This is a genomic window from Breznakibacter xylanolyticus (assembly GCF_003254275.1).
Classification (GTDB): Bacteria; Bacteroidota; Bacteroidia; order Bacteroidales; family Marinilabiliaceae; genus Breznakibacter; species Breznakibacter xylanolyticus.
Window position 1 is genome coordinate 16876 of record NZ_QKZK01000013.1, and the last position, 21026, is coordinate 37901.

Genomic DNA, 21026 nt, shown 5'->3' on the forward strand with positions numbered 1-21026 from the left:
TTCTGTGCGATAACCTAAACCGTTTTTTATGGATGCTCTTTACCAATCTCTTTCGTTTCGGGTCAGTGAAAGTGTGACCCGTGCTTACTCCACTTCTTTTTCTGTCGCCGTTCGTATGTTGGCTCCGTCTATGCGTCAGGCTGTTCATGCCATTTATGGCTTTGTGCGCCTGGCTGATGAAATTGTCGATTCGTTTCACGATTGTGACCAGGAGCACCTTTTTGCGTTGTTGGAGCGTGATTTAAGCGAAGCTCGCCACATGGGCATGAGCATCAACCCTGTCATTCATGCTTTTGTGCAAACCGTTGATCGTTATCGCATTCCCGATGCTCACATTCGTGCTTTTATGCAAAGCATGCGTGCCGATTTGGTTAAAAAAGTTTACCACACACAGTCCGAAACCTCCGATTACATCTATGGTTCGGCTGAAGTAGTGGGACTCATGTGCTTGCGGGTGTTTGTCAATGGCGACGATCATCTTTATGAGTCGCTGGAGCAACCGGCTCGAAAACTGGGGGCTGCCTTTCAAAAGGTGAATTTTTTGCGCGACCTGAAAGCGGACAGCGAACAATTGCAACGTTGTTATTTCCCTGAGTTGAGAGATCAACAGTTTTCGGAGACAATTAAGCAACAGTTGATAGCCGATATGGAGGCTGATTTTCGTGAGGCTCGCGCCGGAATTCGTCACCTTCCGGGATCCGCGAGGGTGGCTGTGTTTGTAGCTTATCTCTACTTTAAGCAGTTGTTGGGTAAACTTAAACGGACGCCGGCACCGCGCATTGCCCGGCAACGTGTGCGCGTGAGCGATCACCGCAAGCTGGCTTTGTTTGTGCAGGCTTATGTGGGATGTCGCCTGGGCTGGGTATAGCCATTTGCTTCGTTTGGATTTTACGTGTGTCGTCGTTTATCGGATTTTAATCAATTGTATTTATGCAACGTTTGGTGTCGTGGCTTCTTTCTTTTCGTGTGGATGAGGTCAAGCGTTTCTTGTTTATATTTTATCTGGTTGGTCTCATCGGTTTTTTAATGCCTTTTAGCCATTCCTTGTTTTTATGGTTGACACGTTGGGCGTTGCTCTTTAATGTTTTATTGCTGGTTCGTTTTTATGGCGATGGGTTTACTGCGCGCCATGGCCTGGTGTATGTTGTGATAATGCTGGCCGGTTTTGCCGTTGAAATGGTTGGTGTCAACACCGGATTGGTGTTTGGCAGTTACGTTTACGGCCCTGCCTTGGGTCTCAAGTTGTGGGGCACTCCGTTAATGATTGGCCTTAACTGGTTGATGCTCACATTTTGTTGGTCCGCGGTTTTGCAGTCTTTTCGAATCCCCATTTTTGTGAAGGTGTTTTTGGCAGCGCTGGGCATGTTATTTTACGATGTGTTATTGGAGCCTTCAGCACCGTTGCTCGATATGTGGGTTTGGCATAACGACGCCATCCCCCTGCAAAATTATGTGGCCTGGTTTGGCATTGCATTATTTTTTCAAGCGTTGGTGCATGGCATGCGAATGGTGCGTTTCCATCCGTTGGCACGGGTGGTGTTGTTGTCTCAAATGCTGTTTTTCTTCGGGTTGTGGATCGCTCAAATCATTGGATTATCATGATAACGGCTCGCCATCATTGGCTCATCAAACCTTTTTTCGATTTCTACACCTGCTGGCAGGTTAAGCGTCATTTTTATTCGGTGCGCATTGTCGGCGAATCGCACGATAGCGGTTTGCCTTTGTTAGTGGTTGCTAATCATGTGGGGTGGTGGGACGGATTTTGGATTAACTATTTGAATTTACACAATTATGGACGTCGGTTCCATTTTATGATGCTCGAACGTCAGTTGCGTCGGTTTTGGTTTTTTCGGTTCGCGGGTGGTTTTTCGGTCAATCCCGGACATCGTCGCGTGATTGAGACGCTGCGTTATGCTGCTTCTTTGCTTTCCAATCATGGCAACATGGTGTTGGTTTTCCCGCAGGGGCAAATGCGGAGCAGTTACGATGCTCATATCAGGTTTCAAAAAGGGTTGGCGCAAATCATCAGGCATTTGTCAGAACCTGTGCAGATGCTTTTTGTGGTGAATTTGTTTGATTATGCCGATTCTCCCAAGCCGCTGTTGACCATTTATGTGAAAAATTATGCCCTTCAAATGAATTGCATTGACCATATTGAGTCGGATTATCGCTGCTTTTATGATGAATGTCTTACACGTCAAATCAATTGTCAACCATCATGACCATACTATCCTTGATTATTTTGGCTTTGATGATGTTATTGATGCTTGTTGCTTGGGTGAACGTGTTGTTTGGCGCACGCTTGGGGGCGCCGGTGATGACCGATGAACTGGTGTCGGTGTTGATTCCGGCTCGTAATGAACAGGCCAATATCGGACGGTTGCTGGATTCCTTGTTGCGACTCCGCCAAGCAAACATCGAGGTGTTGGTGTATGATGACCAAAGCACTGATGCCACTGCTGCCATTGTGCAATCGTATGAGCGACGCGACAAGCGTGTGAGATTGCTCCCCGGGGATCATTTACCGGAAGGGTGGATGGGAAAGAATCATGCCTGTCATCAACTTTCAACCCAGGCAAGCGGCCGTTGGTTGTTGTTTCTCGATGCCGACGTGGTGCTCACGGGCAACATTATTGGCAGTTTGGTTGGTTATGCTTCCCGACATGAATTGGGATTGGTTTCCCTGTTTCCTCATCAGGTGATGCGAACCCGGGGTGAGAAAATTGCGGTGCCTTTGATGTATATCATCTTGTTGACTTTGTTGCCCTTGCCATTGGTGCGCCGTTCCGGGTTTTCGGCTTTGGCAGCAGCCAATGGTCAGCTGATGTTTTTCGATGCTCGGGTTTATGCATATCTGCAGCCTCACCGCACTGTTCGGCATCATCGGGTGGAGGACATTGCCATTGCCCGTTATTATAAATCATTGGGCGTGAGCGTTGCTTGTCTTATGGGCGATGCCCGCGTAATGTGCCGTATGTATGGTGGTTGGAAGGACGCTAAGGAGGGGTTTTCAAAAAATATTTTTGAGTTTTTTGGTGGTTTGTTATTGCCGGCTTTACTTTATTGCGTGTTGACAACCTTTGGGTTTGCTTTTATTGCCATTCAGGGAAGTTTGATTCTTACCGCTAGTTATTTTATGGTGTGGTGGTTAACGCGTGCCGGAGTTGCATTGGGGAGCCGTCAAATGGTGGTGATGCATCCGCGTTGGATGACTTCGCAGCAAATGGCCATGGTCATCATCATGTGGCATGCGTTACGCAATCGGGTCAAAAAACAATTGTTATGGAAAGGTCGAAATGTATATGCTTGATCTTGATTTGGTGGTTTCCTCTGCTCTTATCGGGCAGTCATAAAGAGATCATTTATCGTGCGTATGTTCGTAACGATATGGTTATGTGGCAACAAACAATGGTTCGGATGGCAGCGTCGTCTTCTCTGTCGATCGATGATAAAATGGAGTTGCTCAACTATTATTATGGTTATATTGGCTGGGCCATTGGGAAAATGCGCACCGATGAGGCTTCTCAATATCTGGACGATGCCTGGGAGTTACTCGAAAAGTTAGAGGCGCAAAATGTCTACCCTTCGATGACATCGGCTTATCGGTCGGCTTTTTATGGCTTTGCCATTGGTTTAAGCAACTATAAGGCTCCTTTTTATGGCCCCCGAAGCATTACATCGGTCAAAAAGGCTCTTGCGATGGACAGTCTGAATTGGTTTGCAACCATGCAGTATGCCCATGTGTTGTATTATATGCCCGAGATTTTTGGGGGCTCCAAAACTCAGGCGCTTTCCCTGTATGTTCGTTCTGAGCAGATTTACGAATCGAATGACTTTATTGCCGGCGATTGGAATTACCTCAATTTGTTGGTCACCATCGGACGGGTGTATGACGAGATGAACAATTTGGCACAGGCGCGTCGTTATTACGAGAAAGCCATGTTCGTGGAGCCGCAATTCTGGTGGGTGAAAGAAAAGCTCTATCCTGAATTGTTGAAAAGGATTGCACCTCAGTGAGTTGGTATTTTTTTATGATGTGTTTTTATTTGATGATGACGTTGTGGTCATCTGCTTATCTATTTGTATTAAATGTTTGTAAGTCATTTATCGAAATAATTTTAACCAATGAATCCTTCTGTAATTATTGTTGGCGCCGGAATGGGCGGTCTGGCCACTGCTCTTCGACTGTCAACACTGGGCTATAAAGTTCAAATTGTTGAGAAGTTTTATCAGGCTGGCGGACGTTTGAATCGCATTCAAAAGGATGGTTTCACGTTTGATACCGGTCCGAGCTTTTTTAGTATGTCGTATGAATTTCATGAGTTTGCCCGTGAATGTAATTTGCAGTTGCCATTTTCATTTCGCGAACTTGATCCCTTGTATTCTGTCAATTTCAGGGGCAGTGACCAAACGTATTTTTTATACAAGGATATTGCTCGTTTGGCTGAGCAGTTCGAACAGGAGGAGCCTGATTTCGAAGCCAAAATGGAGCGTTATTTGGCCAAATGCGGTGGCTTGTTTCACGACACCGTTGATTTGGTGATCAAACAGAATTTTAATTCGCTGGTTCATTATCTCACTACGCTGGCTCGTGTCAACCCTCGCCATTTGCCGGTGTTATTCCGTAAGTTTCATGACCAGGTGAATCGCTATTTCGATTCGGAGCGTGCCCGACAAATCATTTCCCTGGTGGCTTTTTTCCTGGGGCGAACTCCTTTTGATACCTCTGCGGTCTACACGCTATTGTCGTACACCGAATTCCGTCACGATGGTTATTACAATGTGGAAGGTGGAATGTACAAAATTGTAGAGGGATTGGTGGACGAATTGGCACGACGCGGCGTTTCCATCAACTATAATACTGAGATTTCTGCTGTTGAATCGCGCGATGGCAAAGTGACCGCACTGGTCGATCTGCACAACCATTTTTGGCGTGCCGATATGTTTGTGGTCAATGCCGATGCCGCATTTTTTCGAGGAAAGGTGTTGGAACGCAAGGCTTTCTCGCCCCGTAAGCTCGATATAATGCAGTGGACCATGGGCTATCTCACCATTTACCTGGGCATCAAGCGTCAATTACCCAATGTGCATCATCACAACTATTATTTGGGCGATAATTTTTACGATTATGCTCGTGATATTTATAAGAATCCCGGGACGTTGCAAAAGCCCTATTATTATGTGAATGTTTTGTCAAAGCACAACCCTGATTGTGCCCCGCAAGGCTGTGAAAGCTTGTTCTTTGTGTGCCCTGTGCCCGACTTGCGTTACAAGGCCGATTGGAGCGACCGTGATGCCATTGTGGATAGCATTATTGATGATTTTTCACAGCGGGTAGGGGTTGATATTAAGCCTGAAATTGTTTCTCGTACTGTTTTTACTCCACAGGAATGGGAAAAACACTTTAATTTGTATCGTGGCAGTGGCCTGGGGTTGGCGCATAACCTGATGCAGATTGGGGCTTTCAGACCCCATAATGTTGACGAAAAGTTCAAAAACCTATTTTATGTCGGGGCATCAACCGTGCCGGGCGCCGGCTTGCCAATGGCTGTGATTAGTTCTAAATTGGTCACGCAGCGCGTGGTGGCTTTACGACGAAAATTTGCTGCTGATAAAGTGAGGTGAATGAACTTTGTTCCTCGAATAGGGCGTGTTGGTTATGATTTGGGATCGAAATTGATAGGATAGAGATATGAATTTTCAACAATTGGTGACCGAGCGTTTTTCGGTTCGTTCGTTTAAACCGGCCATGGTGCCCGATGTGTTATTGCATCAGGTTCTGGAGGCCGGCAGGTTGGCGCCTTCGGCTTGTAACAATCAGCCCTGGGCTTTTGTGGTGATTGATGCGCCGGAGGTGTTGGCGAAAATACACGCTGCTTATCCGCGCGAGTGGTTTGCCAAAACACGTCAGGTGATTGCCGTGTGTGGCAACCATGACCAGTCGTGGCGTCGTTCATACGACGGTAAGGATCATTGCGACATTGATGTGGCCATTGCCGTGGATCACATGACGTTAATGGCTGCCGATTTAGGGTTGGGAACCTGCTGGGTGTGTCATTTCAACGCACAATTGGTCCATGACGCTCTTTCGTTGCCTGCTGCTTGGGAAGCCATGGTGTTGTTGCCCATCGGTTACCCGGACGTGGATGGGCAGCCCGTCAAAAAACGTAAACCTTTTGATGAAGTGGTTTTCCGTAATTCATTTAAGTGATTTTCTCGTTAACTCCATTCTGTATGAATAATCCTCTTTTGCACCCTTTTGCGACTTTATATGCAACGCCGCCGTTTCACCTCATTGAGACGCATCATTATCTTCCTGCATTTGTGGCAGCCATGGATGATGGGCGTGCCGAAATTGCAGCCATCATCGACAATGATCAGTCGGCTACTTTTGCCAATACCATTGAGGCACTTGATAAAAGCGGCTGGCAGTTGTCGCTGATTAGCAACATTTTTTTTAATCTTAATCATGCGCATACCAACGATACCATTCAGCAGATTGCCCGCGAGGTGTCGCCCCTGTTAACTGCCTATTCCAACGACATCTGGCTTAACGAGGCGTTGTTTGAGCGGGTCAAACGTGTCCACGATTCGGATGAGCGGGCAGTTTTGCGTCCCGATCAGGTGAAGTTGTTGAATGATACTTATAAGGCCTTTGTGCGCAAAGGGGCTTTGCTTTCGGGCGATGAGAAGGAGCGTTACCGAAAAATCACCACCGAACTTTCGGAGTTGTCTCTTCGTTTTGGCGAGAACTTGCTGGCCGAAACCAACGATTATTTTTTGCATGTAACCGACGAAAACGACCTTGCCGGGTTACCCGCATCGCTCATTGAGCAAGCTAAAGCCGATGCCGGGGCGCGCCAGTTGGATGGATGGGTTTTCACGCTGCATTTTCCAAGTTACGTGCCGTTTATGAAGTATGCTCAAAATCGGTCATTGCGTGAGCAAATGTTTCGGGCTTACTCGGCTCGAGGCAATCAGGGCAACGAGCGCGATAACAAGCAGGTGCTCTCGCGCATTGTGCAGTTGCGCATCGAAAAAGCTCAATTGTTGGGTTTTCGCACTTATGCCGATTATGTGCTCGATGATCGTATGGCACAGTCTGTTGAGCGTGTGACACGGTTTCTCGATGAATTGTTGACTGCCTCAAAGCCTTTTGCCCTTCAGGATGTGGCCGATGTCAATGAGTTAGCACGTCGGGATGGTTTTACAGAACCTGTGCAACGCTGGGATTTTACCTATTATTCCGAGAAGTTGAAATCGGAACGTTATGATATCAACGAGGAGGCTTTGCGTCCCTATTTTGCCCTCGATAAGGTCGAAGCATCGGTGTTTGCACTGGCTGGTACCTTGTTTGGACTTTCGTTTGTCGAAAATGGCGATATCCCGGTTTATCACCCCGATGTGAAAGCCTATGAGGTGACCGACGAAAAGGGTAATTTTCTGTCGGTGCTTTATCTTGATTATTTCCCACGTCCGTCAAAGCAAGGCGGTGCCTGGATGACTTCGTTTCGTGAGCAGGTGGGTGAAACTCGTCCCGTGGTATCGTTGGTGATGAATTTTTCACGCCCCGGTGTAAATACACCTTCGCTACTGACCTTTAATGAGGTGCGCACTTTCCTGCATGAGTTTGGTCACGCCCTGCACGGAATGCTAAGTCAGGTGGCTTACGTGTCCCAATCGGGCACTTCGGTGATGCGTGATTTTGTAGAGTTGCCTTCACAAATTATGGAAAACTGGGGCAACGAAAAAGCCTGGCTACGTGGCGTTGCCCGTCATTATCTAACCGGGGAAGTACTTTCGGATGAGTGGATTGATAAAATTGTGGCTGCCTCGAACTTTCAAAGCGGATATGCCACGATCCGTCAGTTGAGTTTCGGAATGCTCGACATGGCCTGGCATTCATTACCAGTGCAATCTGATTCGTCGGTGGTGTTGTTTGAAGCAGATGCACTGGCGCCTACGGAGCTTTTTCCTCCGGTAGATGGAATCTGCATCAGCACTGCTTTTAGTCATATCTTTAATGGTGGTTACGCAGCCGGATATTATGGCTATAAGTGGGCTGAGGTACTTGATGCTGATGCTTTTGAGCTGTTTCTCGAAAAAGGCATCTTTAATGCCGAAGTGGCCGTTTCGTTCCGAACCAACATCCTCGAAAAAGGTGGGTCGGCTCACCCCATGGATTTGTACCGAGCCTTTAGGGGACATGAGCCTTCTATTGCTGCATTGTTGAAGCGTAGTGGGTTGACGAAATAACCCATCGTTTTTATTTCCCAACCAGTTCTTTCATCGCCTTCTCGATGGTCGGATATTCAAACATGAATCCGTCGTGGGGAAGGCGGTGCGCTTTTACGTATTGACCTTGGGTGATAAGTATGGCTGCTTCGCCCATCAACAGCTTCAGCATCCATTGCGGCACGGGGAGCCACGACGGGCGATGCAAGGTTTTGCCCAATACTTGCGCAAATTTGCGGTTGGTGATGTTTTGCGGGGCGGTGAGGTTGTAAATTCCACCTGCCTTTGTGTTGTTGCACGCAAACCAAAATGCGCTGAGCACATCTTTGATGTGTACAAACGGAAACCACTGTTCGCCCGAAGCCATCCGACCTCCCAGGAAGAAACAAAAGGGTCGCCTCATTTTTGGGAATGCCCCTCCTTGACGCCCTAAAACCACCCCCAGTCTGAAGATGACTAACCTGACTTGTGTGTGAGTCAGTACAGTCATGGCCTCTGCTTCCCATTGCTGGCACACTTCGGCCAAAAAGGAATGGTCGTATTGCTCCGAAAATTCGTCGTGTATGTCGATGTGGTTGTAGATGCCTACTGCCGAAGTGGATATGAACACTTCGGGCTTTTGTGTCATTAGGGCGATGGCTTGTGAGAGGGTGCGCGTAGTGAGAATCCGGCTGTTAACGATTTCCTGTTTGTAAGTCGGTGTCCATCGTTTTTGAATGGTGGCACCTGCCAGATTGAAAATAGCCTGTACCGATTCCATTTTTTCGGCCACATGTTTGGCGCCTGCCTTGATGTCTTTACGGGTGATGGCAACAACCCGGTAGCCGTTTTGTATGAAAAAGGCACTGAGCGATTGACCGATAAATCCGGTGGCTCCGGTAATGGCAATAGTTTTTTGGGGAGGGGGTGTTGCTGTCATGGTTGGTTACATTTTCAGGAGTTCTTCTTCCAATTGTTCGATGGTCAGATGTGTTTTGTAATTGGTTTTATCGAACAGCGAGATGGTTCCTTTTTCTTCCGATACCACAATGGCCAGGGCATCGGTCGATTCGGTGATGCCCATGGCGGCCCGGTGGCGCAATCCCATTTGCGTGGGCAAGTTTGGATTTTGCGAAACGGGCAGAATGCATGCAGCTGCCTGTATTTGGTTGTGACTGATGATGATGGCGCCGTCGTGTAGTGGGTTGTTTTTAAAAAACAGGCATTCAATGAGACGAGCCGAGGGGGTGGCTTGCATTTTTTCGCCTGTGTCAATGTAGTCCTGCAGGATGGCTTTCCGGGTAATTACGATGAGAGCCCCGGTGTAGCTGCGCGACATGTCCTCGCAAGCTTTCACGATGGGGTCAACCATCGTGTTTCGGGTTTTACCCCCTTCGCTGTAAGTAAACTTGTATTTTGTGCCAATATGGAGAAAAAAACGTCTGATCTCTTGCTGAAAAACGACAATCAGCGCCAGCACTCCCACGTTGACAAAGTTGTCGAGGATACTTGATGAGAGCTGCATTTTTAAAGCCTTGATGGTGACCCATAAGATGAGAAAGCCAAACATGCCGATGAAAATGTTCAGGGCAATGGTTCCCTGCACCATGCGGTAGGTCTTGTATAGGAGAAAGGCCACCAGGAGAATGTCGATGAGGTCAATGAGCCGAAATTCGAGAAATCCCATGGTCAGCGTTTTTCTAGTTGTTGCATCAGGGTGATGCATTGGCGGGCTTCGGCCACGTCGTGCACCCTGAGAATTTTTGCTCCTTTGAGTAACGCCACGCTGTTAAGCGCCGTGGTGCCGTTGAGGGCATCGGCCGGAGTGATGTCCAGGGTTTTCCATATCATGCTTTTACGTGATAATCCGGCCAGCACGGGATAACCCAATCGGCAGAATTCATCCAGTCGGTTTAGTAGTTCAAAGTTTTGTTCTGTGTTTTTCGAGAACCCGAAACCGGGGTCAATGATAATGTCTCCAATGCCGGCATAGGTGAGTTTTTCGAGCTGGCGGGCAAAAAAGAGCATGATGTCGTTCATCAAATCTACGTAAGTGGTGTGTTGTTGCATGGTTTGAGGGCTTCCCTGCATGTGCATGAGCACGTAAGCCACGTTTTGATGGGCAATGGCCGAAATCATGGCTTCATCGGCCATCCCGCCCGAAATGTCGTTGATAATGTTAACGCCGTAACGGTCGATGGCGTATGTGGCCACTGCGCTACGGAAGGTGTCAATAGAAATGATGCAATCGGGGAAGTTCTCGCGAATGACCGACAGGGCTGTGTCGAGGCGGGCTATTTCTTCTTCGACGGTGATGTCATCGGCACCCGGGCGTGATGAGTATGCCCCCACGTCAATGATGTCGGCACCCTGATGGAGCATCTCCCGGACCCGCTCCACGATGTCGTGTTGTTGATTCACCCGGCTGGGGGCATGAAACGAGTCGGGGGTAATGTTGACGATTCCCATCACCAATGGCGTTGATAAATCGAGCAAAGTACCGCCGGCATTGAGGGTGGATATGGGGGGGATGTGTTGTGTTTGCGTCATGACGTAATTTTAACCTTTCGAAATTAATGAAATTCTTAAAATTTCCCTGAATGATTGGCTTTCGATGTTGATTGTGTATATTTGAAAAAATTTGTTAAAGAGAGATATGAGGCTGTTACATCTTGCGATATCATTGATTTTGATGTCATCGGGAGTTTGGTCCCAAACCACCCATTATAAATTTCGGCGTTTAGACACATCGCGGGGTTTGTCGAATAACCAAATCCAGAACGTATTTGTCGATAGCCGCGGCTTTGCGTGGTTTTCGTCGGTGTCGGGATTGAACCGTTTTGATGGTTACAACGTGAAGGTGTTTCGTCATAATCCCGACGATTCGCTGAGTATTCCCTATCATTCAGTTACCCGAATTTATGAGGATTATAAGGGGTATTTGTGGACGTTTAGTTTCAATAACGAATTGGCCATTTATAATCCTCACCGTGAGACTTTTGGTTTGGATGATGAAGTTTTTCGTCAAGCTGAGCCGGTGTCGAAAAACTACATCTCAGAACTGTTGTTGGATGGCGATTCAATGCAGTGGATCAGTAATCTACAGTTTGGGGTGTATCGTTACAATCCGCGCAATGGCAAGGTCGACCATCTGGTGCATCGCGAAGGAGACGCATCTACTCTGCGTACCGATCGCATTGTGCACATGGCTTTAGATTCAAAAGGATTTTTGTGGACACTCAACCGTGATGCTTTGCTCGAAAAAATTGACCGTCGCACACTTAAGGTTGTTGATCGCATTCAGTTGGTGATTCCTGTGACATCCGAGGAAGAGCAATGGTATCAAATGTTCATTGATAGTGATGACGACTTTTGGGTATATTCCGACAACAATGCGTTGGGGTTGTTTCATTATAGCCTTCAGGAGCGTAAGCAATATGCGTTTCATTTGCAATCGGTGACAGGACGGCTAAGTAGTAATTTTATTGCCGGCGTGGTGCAGGATAAGCATGGCATGATTTGGGTGGGAACCGACCATGGTGGCATCAATTTGATGAATAAACGCGATTTTTCGGTGCGTGTGCTTCGCAACGAGCCGGGCGACCCTTACAGCTTGTCACAAAATAGCGTAAAAAACCTTTTTCAGGATCGTACGGGTGCCATCTGGGTGGGAACTTATAAAAACGGCGTGTGTTACTATCATCCTGGCTTGTTTCAGTTTGGCTTGTTTCAATATAATCCTTTTAAACCTGCTGGTTTGCCTTCGAATGATATTGATTGCTTTGCCGAAGATCCCGCCGGTAACCTGTGGATTGGAACCAACGGCAACGGATTAATTTACCACGATCGTCAGTCGGGTACTTATCGCACGTTTCGTCACAATCCTTCCGATCCCCAAGGCTTGAGTAATGATGTCATTGTGTGCATGAGTGCCGATCATCAGGGGCGCTTGTGGGCAGGCACTTATTTGGGGGGGGTAAATATGTATGATGGCAAACGGTTTAATGTGTTTCGACACGATCCCTCCGATCCCCGTACCATTGCCGATGATCGCATCTGGCAAATCATTGAGGATTCGCAAAAGCGCATGTGGTTTGGAACCCTTGGTGGTGGTTTGGATATGTATGATGTGCGTGAAAACAGGTTTCTGCATTATCGAAGCGGTGACTTAAATTCGATTTCATCCGATTTTGTGCTGGCATTGGCCGAAGAACCCGGGGGTAAACTGTGGGTGGGAACCTCGTCGGGGCTCGATGTGCTGGATTTTAAAGGTGGCCGCTTTAATCATTTTGCCAATGATGTCGATCGACCCGGAACATTGAGCAATAATCTGGTGTTAAGTGTGTTGTGTGACAAGCGTGGCTGGATCTGGGTGGGAACCCGAAGCGGCTTGAACTGTTATGACAAGGAGAGTGGTAATTTTCGTGTGCTGCGCACCGATGATGGCTTGCCCGACAATAGCATTATTTCGTTGCAGGAAGATGACCAGGGTAACATCTGGATGAGCACCCTCAATGGGCTGGCCTGTGTGCGGATGGTGAACGCGACCTCGCCGTTGACCTTTGAATATGTCATTAAGACTTACGATTTGATGGATGGCCTTCAGGGGATGGAGTTTAATGAACATGCATCGTATAAAACACATCGGGGGGAGTTGTTGTTTGGGGGTGTCAATGGGTTTAACCTGTTTGTGCCATCACATATTGTCGATGTGGACGATCCCACCTCGGTGATTCTAACTGACTTTAAACTTCAGAACCGTAGTGTCAGGGTCGGCGAAGCCGTTGACGGGCGAGTGGTGCTCACTTCTGCCATTGGCTCCATGAGCGAAATACATTTAAAGCATTTTCAAAACGTCTTTTCTTTTGAGTTCTCGGCTCTCAACCATCTTTATCCCGACAAAGTTACTTATCGATATCAGTTGGAGGGATTTAATGAGCATTGGATCATGACCGACGCTCATAACCGAATTGCGACTTATACCAACCTCAATCCCGGCGAATATGTGTTGCGTGTCGCCGCAGCTGGCAATGATGGTCGCTGGGGGGAGGCTTTTGAACTTCGCATTCTCATCATTCCTCCGTTTTATGCGACTAAGGTTGCGTTTGTTATTTATTTTCTGTTGCTATTGGGAATGATTGTGTTGTGGGCCACCATCATTCGTCGTCGTGAGCACCTCAAGTATTTGCGTAAGCAGGAACGTGTTGAGCATCAGCGGATGCATGAGCTGGATGCCATGAAAATACGTTTCTTTACCAACGTGAGCCATGAATTTCGCACGCCGTTGACGCTCATTCTCACGCCTTTGGATAAGCTGATGCAGTTGGCACCTACCGAGGAGATGCGGGTGCAGTTGCAAATGATTCAGCGCAATGGCAAGCGTCTGCTGAATTTGGTAAATCAGTTGCTCGATTTTCGTAAAATGGAGGTGCAGAGCATTGCGTTGAATCCCTCGTACGGTAACATTGTGCGTTTTATGAAGGATACGGCCGATTCGTTTAACGACCTCTCGGAGTCAAAAAACATCTCTTATCAATTTAGGAGCAATGTCGATTCGTTTTTCATGTGGTTCGACCACGATAAAATGGAGAAAGTGCTGTTTAACCTGATGTCGAACGCTTTTAAGTTTACTCCCTCTGGTGGTGCTATTACTGTGTCGCTCAATGTCATTGCGGGTGATGGAAGAGGTGTTGCTGTAGTAGGTGCTGATTGTGTAGAGTTGCGGGTGAGCGATACCGGTATTGGCATTGCCCCTGATAAGCTTGAGAGGGTGTTCGATCGGTTCTTTCAGAACGAGGGTAACGGGGCGCTCACCAATCAGGGCAGTGGCATTGGTTTGGCGCTAACGCAGGAGTTTGTGCGCTTGCACAAAGGCGTTGTCTCGGTCGAAAGTGAGGTGGATTTGGGGAGTTCATTCATTGTTCAAATTCCAGTTGTGGGGGATGCCACTCATAAGCCTGTTGATGTTGATGGGGTTGTGACGGTTGATAATAAACAGGTTGATGCATTGCCCGGCCAAGTGTCTGATAATGCGGGGAATGCAGAAAATGAAGACAAGCCTTTGGTGCTGATTGTCGAAGATAATGAAGATTTGCGTTTTTACCTCAAGGAGAATCTTCGGATGCAGTATCGCATTGTAGAAGCCGCCGACGGGATGGATGGCTGGCAAAAAGTGCAGGCATTGCAGCCCACGCTGGTCGTCACGGACGTGATGATGCCCGTGATGGATGGCTTGGAGCTCTCGCGTAAAATGAAGCAGGATGCCCAAACATCGCACATTCCTGTGATTATTCTTACGGCACGCAACACCCACGAGCAAAAGATTGAAGGCTTGGAGACCGGAGCTGACGACTATTTGACCAAGCCATTCAGTTACGAGATTTTGGAGCTCAAGATCAAGAAACTTATAGCCAGTCGTCAGGAGCTGCACAAAACGCTTAACCTGCAATACGAAATCAAACCGGGGGAAATTGGCATCACATCCATGGATGAAAAGTTCATTCAGCGGGCGCTCGATCTGGTGGAAAAGAACATCTCGAACACCGATTTTTCGGTCGAGAAGATGAGTCGCGAAATGGGGGTGAGCCGCGGACATCTGTACAATAAAACCATGGCGTTGACGGGCAAAACGCCCATCGAGTTTATCCGTATCATGCGATTGAAACGTGCTGCTCAGTTGTTGGCCAAGAGCCAGATGACGGTGGCCGAAATCGCTTATGAAGTAGGTTTCAACGATCCCAAATATTTCTCAAAGTATTTTAAAGATGAATTTGGAATGTCTCCCTCGGAATATGCTAAAAAGATGATGGGGAAAGGCGCCGCAGAGACGAACAATGATGTTTGATGGGATGGATGCGGATATTTCAACCCCCGAAGGTTTTATAACCTTCGGGGGTTATTTTTATAAGGTTGAATATTTTTTGATGTTTTTTTGTGTTGAAGATGTTGCATGATTGGGAGAAAAGATTTTACTTTGTGATTCAAAGTTCTTTTAGAATGAATCAAACCATATCACCTACCGAAGAGTTGAAGCGTATCCGCGAGATGATGGAGGCTTCGTCGAAGTTTATTTCGTTGAGCGGCCTGTCGGGCATGGCCGTTGGGCTGTGCGCGATGGCAGGCGCCCTGGTTGCACATTGGGTTTTGCTCGATGGCGGACAAGTGCATTACGATGAGTATCTCAACACGTTGGGGCGTGGCGCATCGGTGCGATGGGCTTTGGTGGCCGATGCGTTGGTGGTGTTGGTAGCGGCTTTGGTATCGGCATGGTACCTGAGTTACCGCAAAGCTCGGAAGTTAGGATTGGCATTTTGGACGCCGTCGGCCCGACGAATGGTTGTGAGTTTGATGGTTGTGTTGGGCACCGGGGGGATGTTTTGTCTCATTATGTTATTTCAAGGCTACTTCAAGTTGGTTGCCGCATCGATGTTGATATTTTATGGCTTGGCGTTGTTGCATGCATCTAAATATTCGAAGCACGATATTGCTTCGCTGGCTTATGTGGAAATTAGCCTGGGGCTTTTGGCGGCTGTGCTATTGAATTATGGGTTGCTGTTATGGACAGTGGGATTTGGTTTGGTGCATGTGGTATATGGTGTGGTGATGTATTGGAAGTACGATCGGGTGTCGGCTTAAGGTGAATAAAGATGGCTGAGTATGGTGAATTTAATTGATGGGTTAAACAAGCATTTCGACAATCGGGTGCGATTGGGGATGATGAGTGCCCTGATGGTGAACGACAGCCTTGAGTTTAACGTGTTGAAGGAGTTGTTGGGGGTGACGGACGGCAATTTGGCCAGCCATGTCAAGGCTTTGGAGGCTGCAGGTTTGGTGAGTGTGGTGAAACAGTTTGTGGGTCGTAAACCCAACACGTCGTTTGTGATGACGGATGAGGGACGGCGTCAGTTTGAGGCGCATCTGGCGGCTTTAGAGAAGTTGCTGAGGGCTTCGGGTGGTAAGTGAAGGGCTTCGGGATGTGCGCGCGTGAGGGATAGGAGTGGAAAGCCCGCAGCACAGCGAGGACTTGGAGCGGATAGCCCGACCCGTAGGGGCACGCCCTAATGATGATGGATTGACAGCGTTTGTGAGAGCGCTTTTTTTTGATGTTTACGCTTTGAAATGCAAAGTACTTTTATGTCTTAATTTTAAAAAATGGAGAAAATGGAAAATCAAATGAATGGAAGTGGTCATTGGACTGAGGGGATGACTTTTAAGATGGGATTGGTGACGGTGATGGCATTGTTGCTGTTGATTCCGTTGGCGATGATAAAGCGGGTGATTGGTGAGCGGGAGGAGACGTCGCAGCGCACGGAGAATGAGGTGTCGGCGCAGTGGGGCAATGCCCAAACGCTGGTGGGGCCGGTGTTGAACTTCCCGGTGGAGGTGCGGGGGGTGTTACAAAACGGTCAGATAGAGGTGAGCCATACGTGGCTGCACGTGATGCCCGAGGAGCTGAAGGTGGCCGTGCAATTGGAGCCGGAGGTGCGTTACCGTGGCATTTACAAGACGGCGGTGTACAATTCGACATCGGTAACCGAGGGTGCGTTTGTGCTTCCCGACGATATGACGGGGGTGCCGGGTGAGATAGATTGGGGGAAGGCTTACCTGACGTTTGGAGTGGGCGACAATCGGGGCATTCGGGGTGAAGTGACCGTTTTGTGGGACGGGGTAAAGCTGCCCACGCAGTCGGGATTGGTGAGTAATGACATTGCTTCGAGCGGGTTTAGTGTGAGATTGCCGGCGTGTAAGGATTGCGTGGGCAAGCGGATGGCGTTTCGCATTGAGATGGAGCTGAGTGGCTCGCAGGGGTTGTCGGTGTTGCCGCTGGGGCAAAACACGAGCATTGAAATAGCTTCGACGTGGACCGATCCCAGTTTTACAGGGTCGCTGTTGCCTCAGCGGCGCGAAATTAGTGAAAAGGGCTTTAAGGCTCAGTGGACGTTGACGCATCTCAATCGCAATTTTCCGCAATACTGGACGGGGCGCAAGTTTGATGTGGGTGAACATCAGTTGGGTGTGAGTTTGTTTTTACCGGTAAATCATTATCAAAAATCATTTCGTTCGGCTAAGTATGGCATTTTGTTTATTTCGCTTACCATGTTGGTGTTTCTGTTTATGGAACTCACTAAAAAGAAACGGGTCCACCTTTTTCAGTATCTGCTGGTGGGCCTGGCGTTGGTTCTGTTTTTTTCGGTGCTCACGGCGTTGAGTGAGCATGTGGGATTTAATGTGGCTTATTGGGTGGCGGCTGCGGCCATTGTGGGGATGATTGGATTTTACTCGTTTGGCATTCTGCACGATCGGGTGCTTGCCGGATGGGTGGTGGGTTTGCTGGTGGTGCTGTACGGCTTTTTGTTTGTGTTGTTGCAGCTCAACGATTTTGCCTTTCTGGCAGGTAATATTGGCCTGATTGTGGTGTTGGGCATTGTGATGAAGGCCTCGCTGAAGCTCAAAGGTGAAGAGGAGTGATGGGTGTGGCGTGTGATTGAAAAATCTCTGCGGTGTAAGCTGTGGGGATTTTTTTGTTTTGGGGATGGTGTGATGTGCAGATTATGAGATGGATAATGATGTTGTTTTATGGTTTGTATCAGTTTCTGATTGATTTGTACAGGTGTTGGTGATTAATAAATGTTAATTTCATGTTTTCTTTTTTGCGGAAATGTTCGGTTGTGGATTGGGTGTGTAAGTGATTGGATGTGTGTTGTGTGATGGATTTTTGAGGACAAATGTCACCCCTTGGGAAGACAATCGGGTGTAGGGTTTGAACAATTCAGGCATCGATCAGAAACATTTCGGGCGGAATGGCTTGTGGTGTTAAAATATCTTTGCAATTGTACATCAATCCATAAAATAAGTAAACCATGATAAATATGACTCGAAAATTATTTCTTTGGATGTTGCCGTTGCTGGCTTTGGCAGCCTGTCAAAAGCAGGTTGAGAAGACCGAGACGGGAATGCTGGTGCGTTTGTCGGGCGACAACGCCAAAATGGTGAAGTTAGATGTGGTGAATCCGCACATCATACATGTGTCGGCCACGGCCGATGCGCAATTTTCTGATCGTAAGAGCCTGGTGGTTCCTGATACGCTCAAGAAAAGCGGCAATTGGGAGATGGAGCAGGCCAATGGTTTGGCAGTGCTCAAAACCGAATTTGTGCACGCGAGTGTGGATTTGAAAAGCGGTGAAGTGAAGTTCACTCGTCCCGATGGGACGCCCATTTTGATCGAGAAGCAGGGCGGCGGTAAGTCGTTTGTGCCATCGGCCACCGAAAAGGGCTTGTACGAGATTCAGCAGGTGTTTGAATCGTCGGACGATGAAGCTTTTTACGGGTTGGGGCAGCACCAGAGCGATGAGTTTAACTACAAGGGTCGCAACGAGGAGTTGTATCAATACAATACCAAAGTGTCGGTGCCTTTTGTGGTGTCGAACAAAAACTATGGTTTGTTGTGGGACAATTATTCTTTGACGCGCTTTGGTGACAAGCGTCCTTATGCCGACTTGGATCAGTTTAAACTCTATGGTGTGGACGGCAAAGAAGGTGGCCTGACGGCGACTTATCTGGTCGATTCGGATCCCAAGAACGTGTTTGTACAACGCAGCGAAAGCTCCATCGACTATGAGAACCTGACCACTGTGGCCAAGTTTCCCGAGAACTTCCCCTTTAACCATGCCACCATTACCTGGGAAGGTGAAATTGAACCTTCCGAAAGTGGGATGTATCATTTTAAACTCTATTATGCCGGCTACACTAAAGTGTATGTCAACAACGAACTGGTGGTTCCCGAGCGTTGGCGCACCGCCTGGAATCCCAATACGTATAAATTCAAAGTGAACCTCGAAGCCGGCAAGCGGGTGCCCGTGAAGCTGGAGTGGCAGCCCGACGGCGGGGTGTCGTATGTGAGTCTTAAGGCACTCAGCCCTGTTGACCCGGCTCAGCAAAACCAACTGGCATTGTGGTCGGAAGCCGGCCGTCAAATGGATTATTATTTTATTGCCGGCGACAACATGGATGAAGTCATTAGCGGATATCGTCACATCACCGGCAAAGCACCCATCATGCCCAAGTGGGCCATGGGATTCTGGCAAAGCCGCGAGCGTTACAAAACCCAGGAGGAGTTGCTACAGGTGGTGAATGAGTACCGTCGTCGCGGGATCCCCCTCGATAACATCGTGCAGGACTGGTCGTACTGGAAAGTGGATGATTGGGGCAGTCATAAGTTTGACGAGACTCGTTTTCCCGATCCCAAAGCGATGATCGACAGCGTGCATGCCATGAATGCAAAAATTATGATTTCGGTGTGGCCTAAATTTTATCACACCACCGACAACTATAAAGCTTTTGACAACAATGGATGGATGTACCGTCGTGCCGTGGAGGACAGCATTCGTGACTGGATTGCACCGGGGTACATCGGTTCGTTTTACGATGCCTATAGCGAAGGCGCCCGCAAGTTGTTTTGGCAACAAATGAACGACGAGCTCTACAGCAAGGGCATTGATGCCTGGTGGATGGATGCCTCGGAGCCTGACATCCTCTCGAATGCCAGCATGGAATACCGCAAAGCTTTGAGCACGCCCACTGCACTGGGGTCGTCTACCGAATATTTCAACACCTATGCTTTGATGAATGCCATGGCCATTTACGATGGTCAGCGTGCCGTGAATCCCAATACTCGTGTGTTCCTGCTTACCCGTTCGGGCTTTGCCGGTCTGCAACGTTATTCAACAGCCACCTGGAGTGGTGACATCGGAACCCGTTGGGAAGATATGAAAGCACAAATCTCTGCCGGTTTGAACTTTGCCATGTCGGGCATACCTTACTGGACAATGGATATTGGTGGTTTCTGTGTTGAGAAACGTTACGAAACGGCCAAGGAAGGGTCGGCTGATTTGGATGAGTGGCGCGAGCTCAATACCCGTTGGTATCAGTATGGTGCGTTTTGCCCGTTGTATCGTGCTCATGGTCAGTTTCCTTATCGTGAGATTTACAACCTGGCACCCGAGCAGCATCCTGCTTACCAAAGCATGGTGTATTATACCAAGTTGCGTTACCGCCTGATGCCTTATATCTACACGCTGGCTGCCCGTACTTATTTTAACGATTACACCATTATGCGTGCCATGGTGATGGACTTTGCTTCTGATAAGCAGGTGTTGAACATTGGCGATCAGTACATGTTTGGTCCTTCGTTGCTGGTGGCGCCTGTGTATGAGTATAAAGCCCGCACGCGCAATGTGTACCTGCCTAAAGGATGCGGTTGGTATGACTTCTACACCGGCGTGTTCTACGATGGTGGTCAAAATGTTCAGGCGGATGCTCCGCTCACTCAGATGCCGATGTTTGTGAAAGAGGGCTCCATTGTGCCCATGGGTGGCGACATTCAGTATGCCTCGCAACCCACCGATGAACCTGTGACACTGTATGTGTATACCGGTAAAGATGCTTCGTTTGATATTTACGAAGATGAAGATGTGAACTACAATTACGAGAAAGGTGCCTATGCGGTCATCCCCGTGTCGTACAACGAGGCCACCAAAACGCTCACCATCGGAGACCGTAAGGGTTCTTTCGAAGGCATGAAGCAAAATCGTCAGTTTCGCATCGTTTGGATGGATAAAGCCAATGCCATCAAAAAATCATCTGTTTCGAAAGTGGTCGATTACAGCGGGGCTGTGTTGACGCTTAAGAATGAGCAGCGCCCTTAAGGTGTTGGGATAGTTGATTTTTTAAAAGCTTTATTTCTATACATTTGAGAGAAGGCGCATGGCCAACGGCGTGCGCCTTTTTTATGAGGTTGTCCGTTGGATGCAATC

The 21026-nt window shown here is 48.1% G+C and carries 16 protein-coding genes; 13 read left to right on the forward strand and 3 right to left on the reverse strand.

Features of this window, described 5'->3' with window-relative positions:
• The first annotated feature begins 28 nt into the window (after positions 1–28).
• The 8 genes from LX69_RS09190 (at position 29) to LX69_RS09225 (ending at position 8256) form a co-directional block, all read left to right on the forward strand.
• A complete protein-coding gene (locus LX69_RS09190; protein ID WP_111445733.1) occupies positions 29–868 on the forward strand; it encodes a phytoene/squalene synthase family protein in 840 nt (279 codons plus the stop codon).
• Between the two features lie 62 nt (positions 869–930).
• On the forward strand, positions 931–1602 hold the full coding sequence (locus tag LX69_RS09195; RefSeq protein WP_111445734.1) for a carotenoid biosynthesis protein: 672 nt from the start codon (positions 931–933) through the stop codon (positions 1600–1602).
• Positions 1599–2222 carry a lysophospholipid acyltransferase family protein gene (locus LX69_RS09200; protein WP_111445735.1) on the forward strand — a complete coding sequence of 208 codons (624 nt, stop codon included), beginning with the start codon at positions 1599–1601 and terminating at the stop codon, positions 2220–2222. Before LX69_RS09195 ends, LX69_RS09200 begins: the two co-directional genes overlap by 4 nt.
• Positions 2219–3310, forward strand: a complete 1092-nt coding sequence (locus LX69_RS09205) for a glycosyltransferase family 2 protein (protein ID WP_170124315.1) — start codon at positions 2219–2221, stop codon at positions 3308–3310. The genes LX69_RS09200 and LX69_RS09205 overlap by 4 nt, the downstream gene beginning before the upstream one ends.
• Positions 3311–3417: 107 nt before the next feature.
• Positions 3418–4017: a tetratricopeptide repeat protein gene (locus LX69_RS09210; RefSeq protein ID WP_146260699.1), complete on the forward strand. Its 600-nt coding sequence runs from the start codon at positions 3418–3420 to the stop codon at positions 4015–4017.
• A gap of 108 nt (positions 4018–4125) precedes the next feature.
• Positions 4126–5625: a phytoene desaturase family protein gene (locus LX69_RS09215; RefSeq protein WP_111445738.1), complete on the forward strand. Its 1500-nt coding sequence runs from the start codon at positions 4126–4128 to the stop codon at positions 5623–5625.
• A gap of 67 nt (positions 5626–5692) precedes the next feature.
• Positions 5693–6211, forward strand: coding sequence for a nitroreductase family protein (locus LX69_RS09220; protein ID WP_111445739.1), 519 nt, complete (start codon positions 5693–5695; stop codon positions 6209–6211).
• Positions 6212–6234: 23 nt separating this feature from the next.
• Positions 6235–8256, forward strand: coding sequence for a M3 family metallopeptidase (locus LX69_RS09225; protein ID WP_111445740.1), 2022 nt, complete (start codon positions 6235–6237; stop codon positions 8254–8256).
• A gap of 10 nt (positions 8257–8266) precedes the next feature.
• Here the strand turns inward: LX69_RS09225 and LX69_RS09230 are convergent, their stop codons facing one another.
• From LX69_RS09230 to folP, 3 genes are read right to left on the reverse strand one after another with little or no spacing between them, the layout of a single operon-like run.
• Positions 8267–9154, reverse strand: a complete 888-nt coding sequence (locus LX69_RS09230; RefSeq protein ID WP_111445741.1) for a TIGR01777 family oxidoreductase — start codon at positions 9152–9154, stop codon at positions 8267–8269.
• A 6-nt stretch (positions 9155–9160) separates the two neighbouring features.
• Positions 9161–9901: a diadenylate cyclase CdaA gene (cdaA, locus tag LX69_RS09235; RefSeq protein ID WP_111445742.1), complete on the reverse strand. Its 741-nt coding sequence runs from the start codon at positions 9899–9901 to the stop codon at positions 9161–9163.
• A 2-nt stretch (positions 9902–9903) separates the two neighbouring features.
• On the reverse strand, positions 9904–10764 hold the full coding sequence (folP, locus tag LX69_RS09240) for a dihydropteroate synthase (protein ID WP_111445743.1): 861 nt from the start codon (positions 10762–10764) through the stop codon (positions 9904–9906).
• Between the two features lie 208 nt (positions 10765–10972).
• On the opposite strand from folP, the gene LX69_RS09245 reads away from it, so the two are divergent.
• The 5 genes from LX69_RS09245 (at position 10973) to LX69_RS09265 (ending at position 20918) form a co-directional block, all read left to right on the forward strand.
• On the forward strand, positions 10973–15058 hold the full coding sequence (locus LX69_RS09245) for a hybrid sensor histidine kinase/response regulator transcription factor (RefSeq protein WP_245934986.1): 4086 nt from the start codon (positions 10973–10975) through the stop codon (positions 15056–15058).
• A gap of 152 nt (positions 15059–15210) precedes the next feature.
• Positions 15211–15849: a hypothetical protein gene (locus tag LX69_RS09250; RefSeq protein WP_111445797.1), complete on the forward strand. Its 639-nt coding sequence runs from the start codon at positions 15211–15213 to the stop codon at positions 15847–15849.
• 21 nt (positions 15850–15870) lie between these two features.
• On the forward strand, positions 15871–16176 hold the full coding sequence (locus LX69_RS09255; protein WP_111445745.1) for a winged helix-turn-helix domain-containing protein: 306 nt from the start codon (positions 15871–15873) through the stop codon (positions 16174–16176).
• Between the two features lie 198 nt (positions 16177–16374).
• On the forward strand, positions 16375–17682 hold the full coding sequence (gene creD, locus LX69_RS09260) for a cell envelope integrity protein CreD (RefSeq protein WP_170124316.1): 1308 nt from the start codon (positions 16375–16377) through the stop codon (positions 17680–17682).
• A 401-nt stretch (positions 17683–18083) separates the two neighbouring features.
• Positions 18084–20918, forward strand: a complete 2835-nt coding sequence (locus LX69_RS09265) for a glycoside hydrolase family 31 protein (RefSeq protein ID WP_111445747.1) — start codon at positions 18084–18086, stop codon at positions 20916–20918.
• The last annotated feature ends 108 nt before the right edge of the window (positions 20919–21026 follow it).

Bases quoted from the DNA above. Each gene is read 5' to 3' on its own strand.
- LX69_RS09205 (WP_170124315.1), top strand. From the start codon at position 2,219: ATGACCATACTATCCTTGATTATTTTGGCTTTGATGATGTTATTGATG.
- LX69_RS09225 (WP_111445740.1), top strand. From the start codon at position 6,235: ATGAATAATCCTCTTTTGCACCCTTTTGCGACTTTATATGCAACGCCG.
- cdaA (WP_111445742.1), bottom strand. From the start codon at position 9,901: ATGGGATTTCTCGAATTTCGGCTCATTGACCTCATCGACATTCTCCTG.
- LX69_RS09195 (WP_111445734.1), top strand. From the start codon at position 931: ATGCAACGTTTGGTGTCGTGGCTTCTTTCTTTTCGTGTGGATGAGGTC.
- LX69_RS09230 (WP_111445741.1), bottom strand. From the start codon at position 9,154: ATGACAGCAACACCCCCTCCCCAAAAAACTATTGCCATTACCGGAGCC.
- LX69_RS09255 (WP_111445745.1), top strand. From the start codon at position 15,871: ATGGTGAATTTAATTGATGGGTTAAACAAGCATTTCGACAATCGGGTG.
- LX69_RS09200 (WP_111445735.1), top strand. From the start codon at position 1,599: ATGATAACGGCTCGCCATCATTGGCTCATCAAACCTTTTTTCGATTTC.
- LX69_RS09190 (WP_111445733.1), top strand. From the start codon at position 29: ATGGATGCTCTTTACCAATCTCTTTCGTTTCGGGTCAGTGAAAGTGTG.
- LX69_RS09220 (WP_111445739.1), top strand. From the start codon at position 5,693: ATGAATTTTCAACAATTGGTGACCGAGCGTTTTTCGGTTCGTTCGTTT.
- LX69_RS09265 (WP_111445747.1), top strand. From the start codon at position 18,084: ATGACTCGAAAATTATTTCTTTGGATGTTGCCGTTGCTGGCTTTGGCA.
- folP (WP_111445743.1), bottom strand. From the start codon at position 10,764: ATGACGCAAACACAACACATCCCCCCCATATCCACCCTCAATGCCGGC.
- LX69_RS09210 (WP_146260699.1), top strand. From the start codon at position 3,418: ATGGCAGCGTCGTCTTCTCTGTCGATCGATGATAAAATGGAGTTGCTC.
- LX69_RS09250 (WP_111445797.1), top strand. From the start codon at position 15,211: ATGAATCAAACCATATCACCTACCGAAGAGTTGAAGCGTATCCGCGAG.
- LX69_RS09215 (WP_111445738.1), top strand. From the start codon at position 4,126: ATGAATCCTTCTGTAATTATTGTTGGCGCCGGAATGGGCGGTCTGGCC.
- creD (WP_170124316.1), top strand. From the start codon at position 16,375: ATGGAAAATCAAATGAATGGAAGTGGTCATTGGACTGAGGGGATGACT.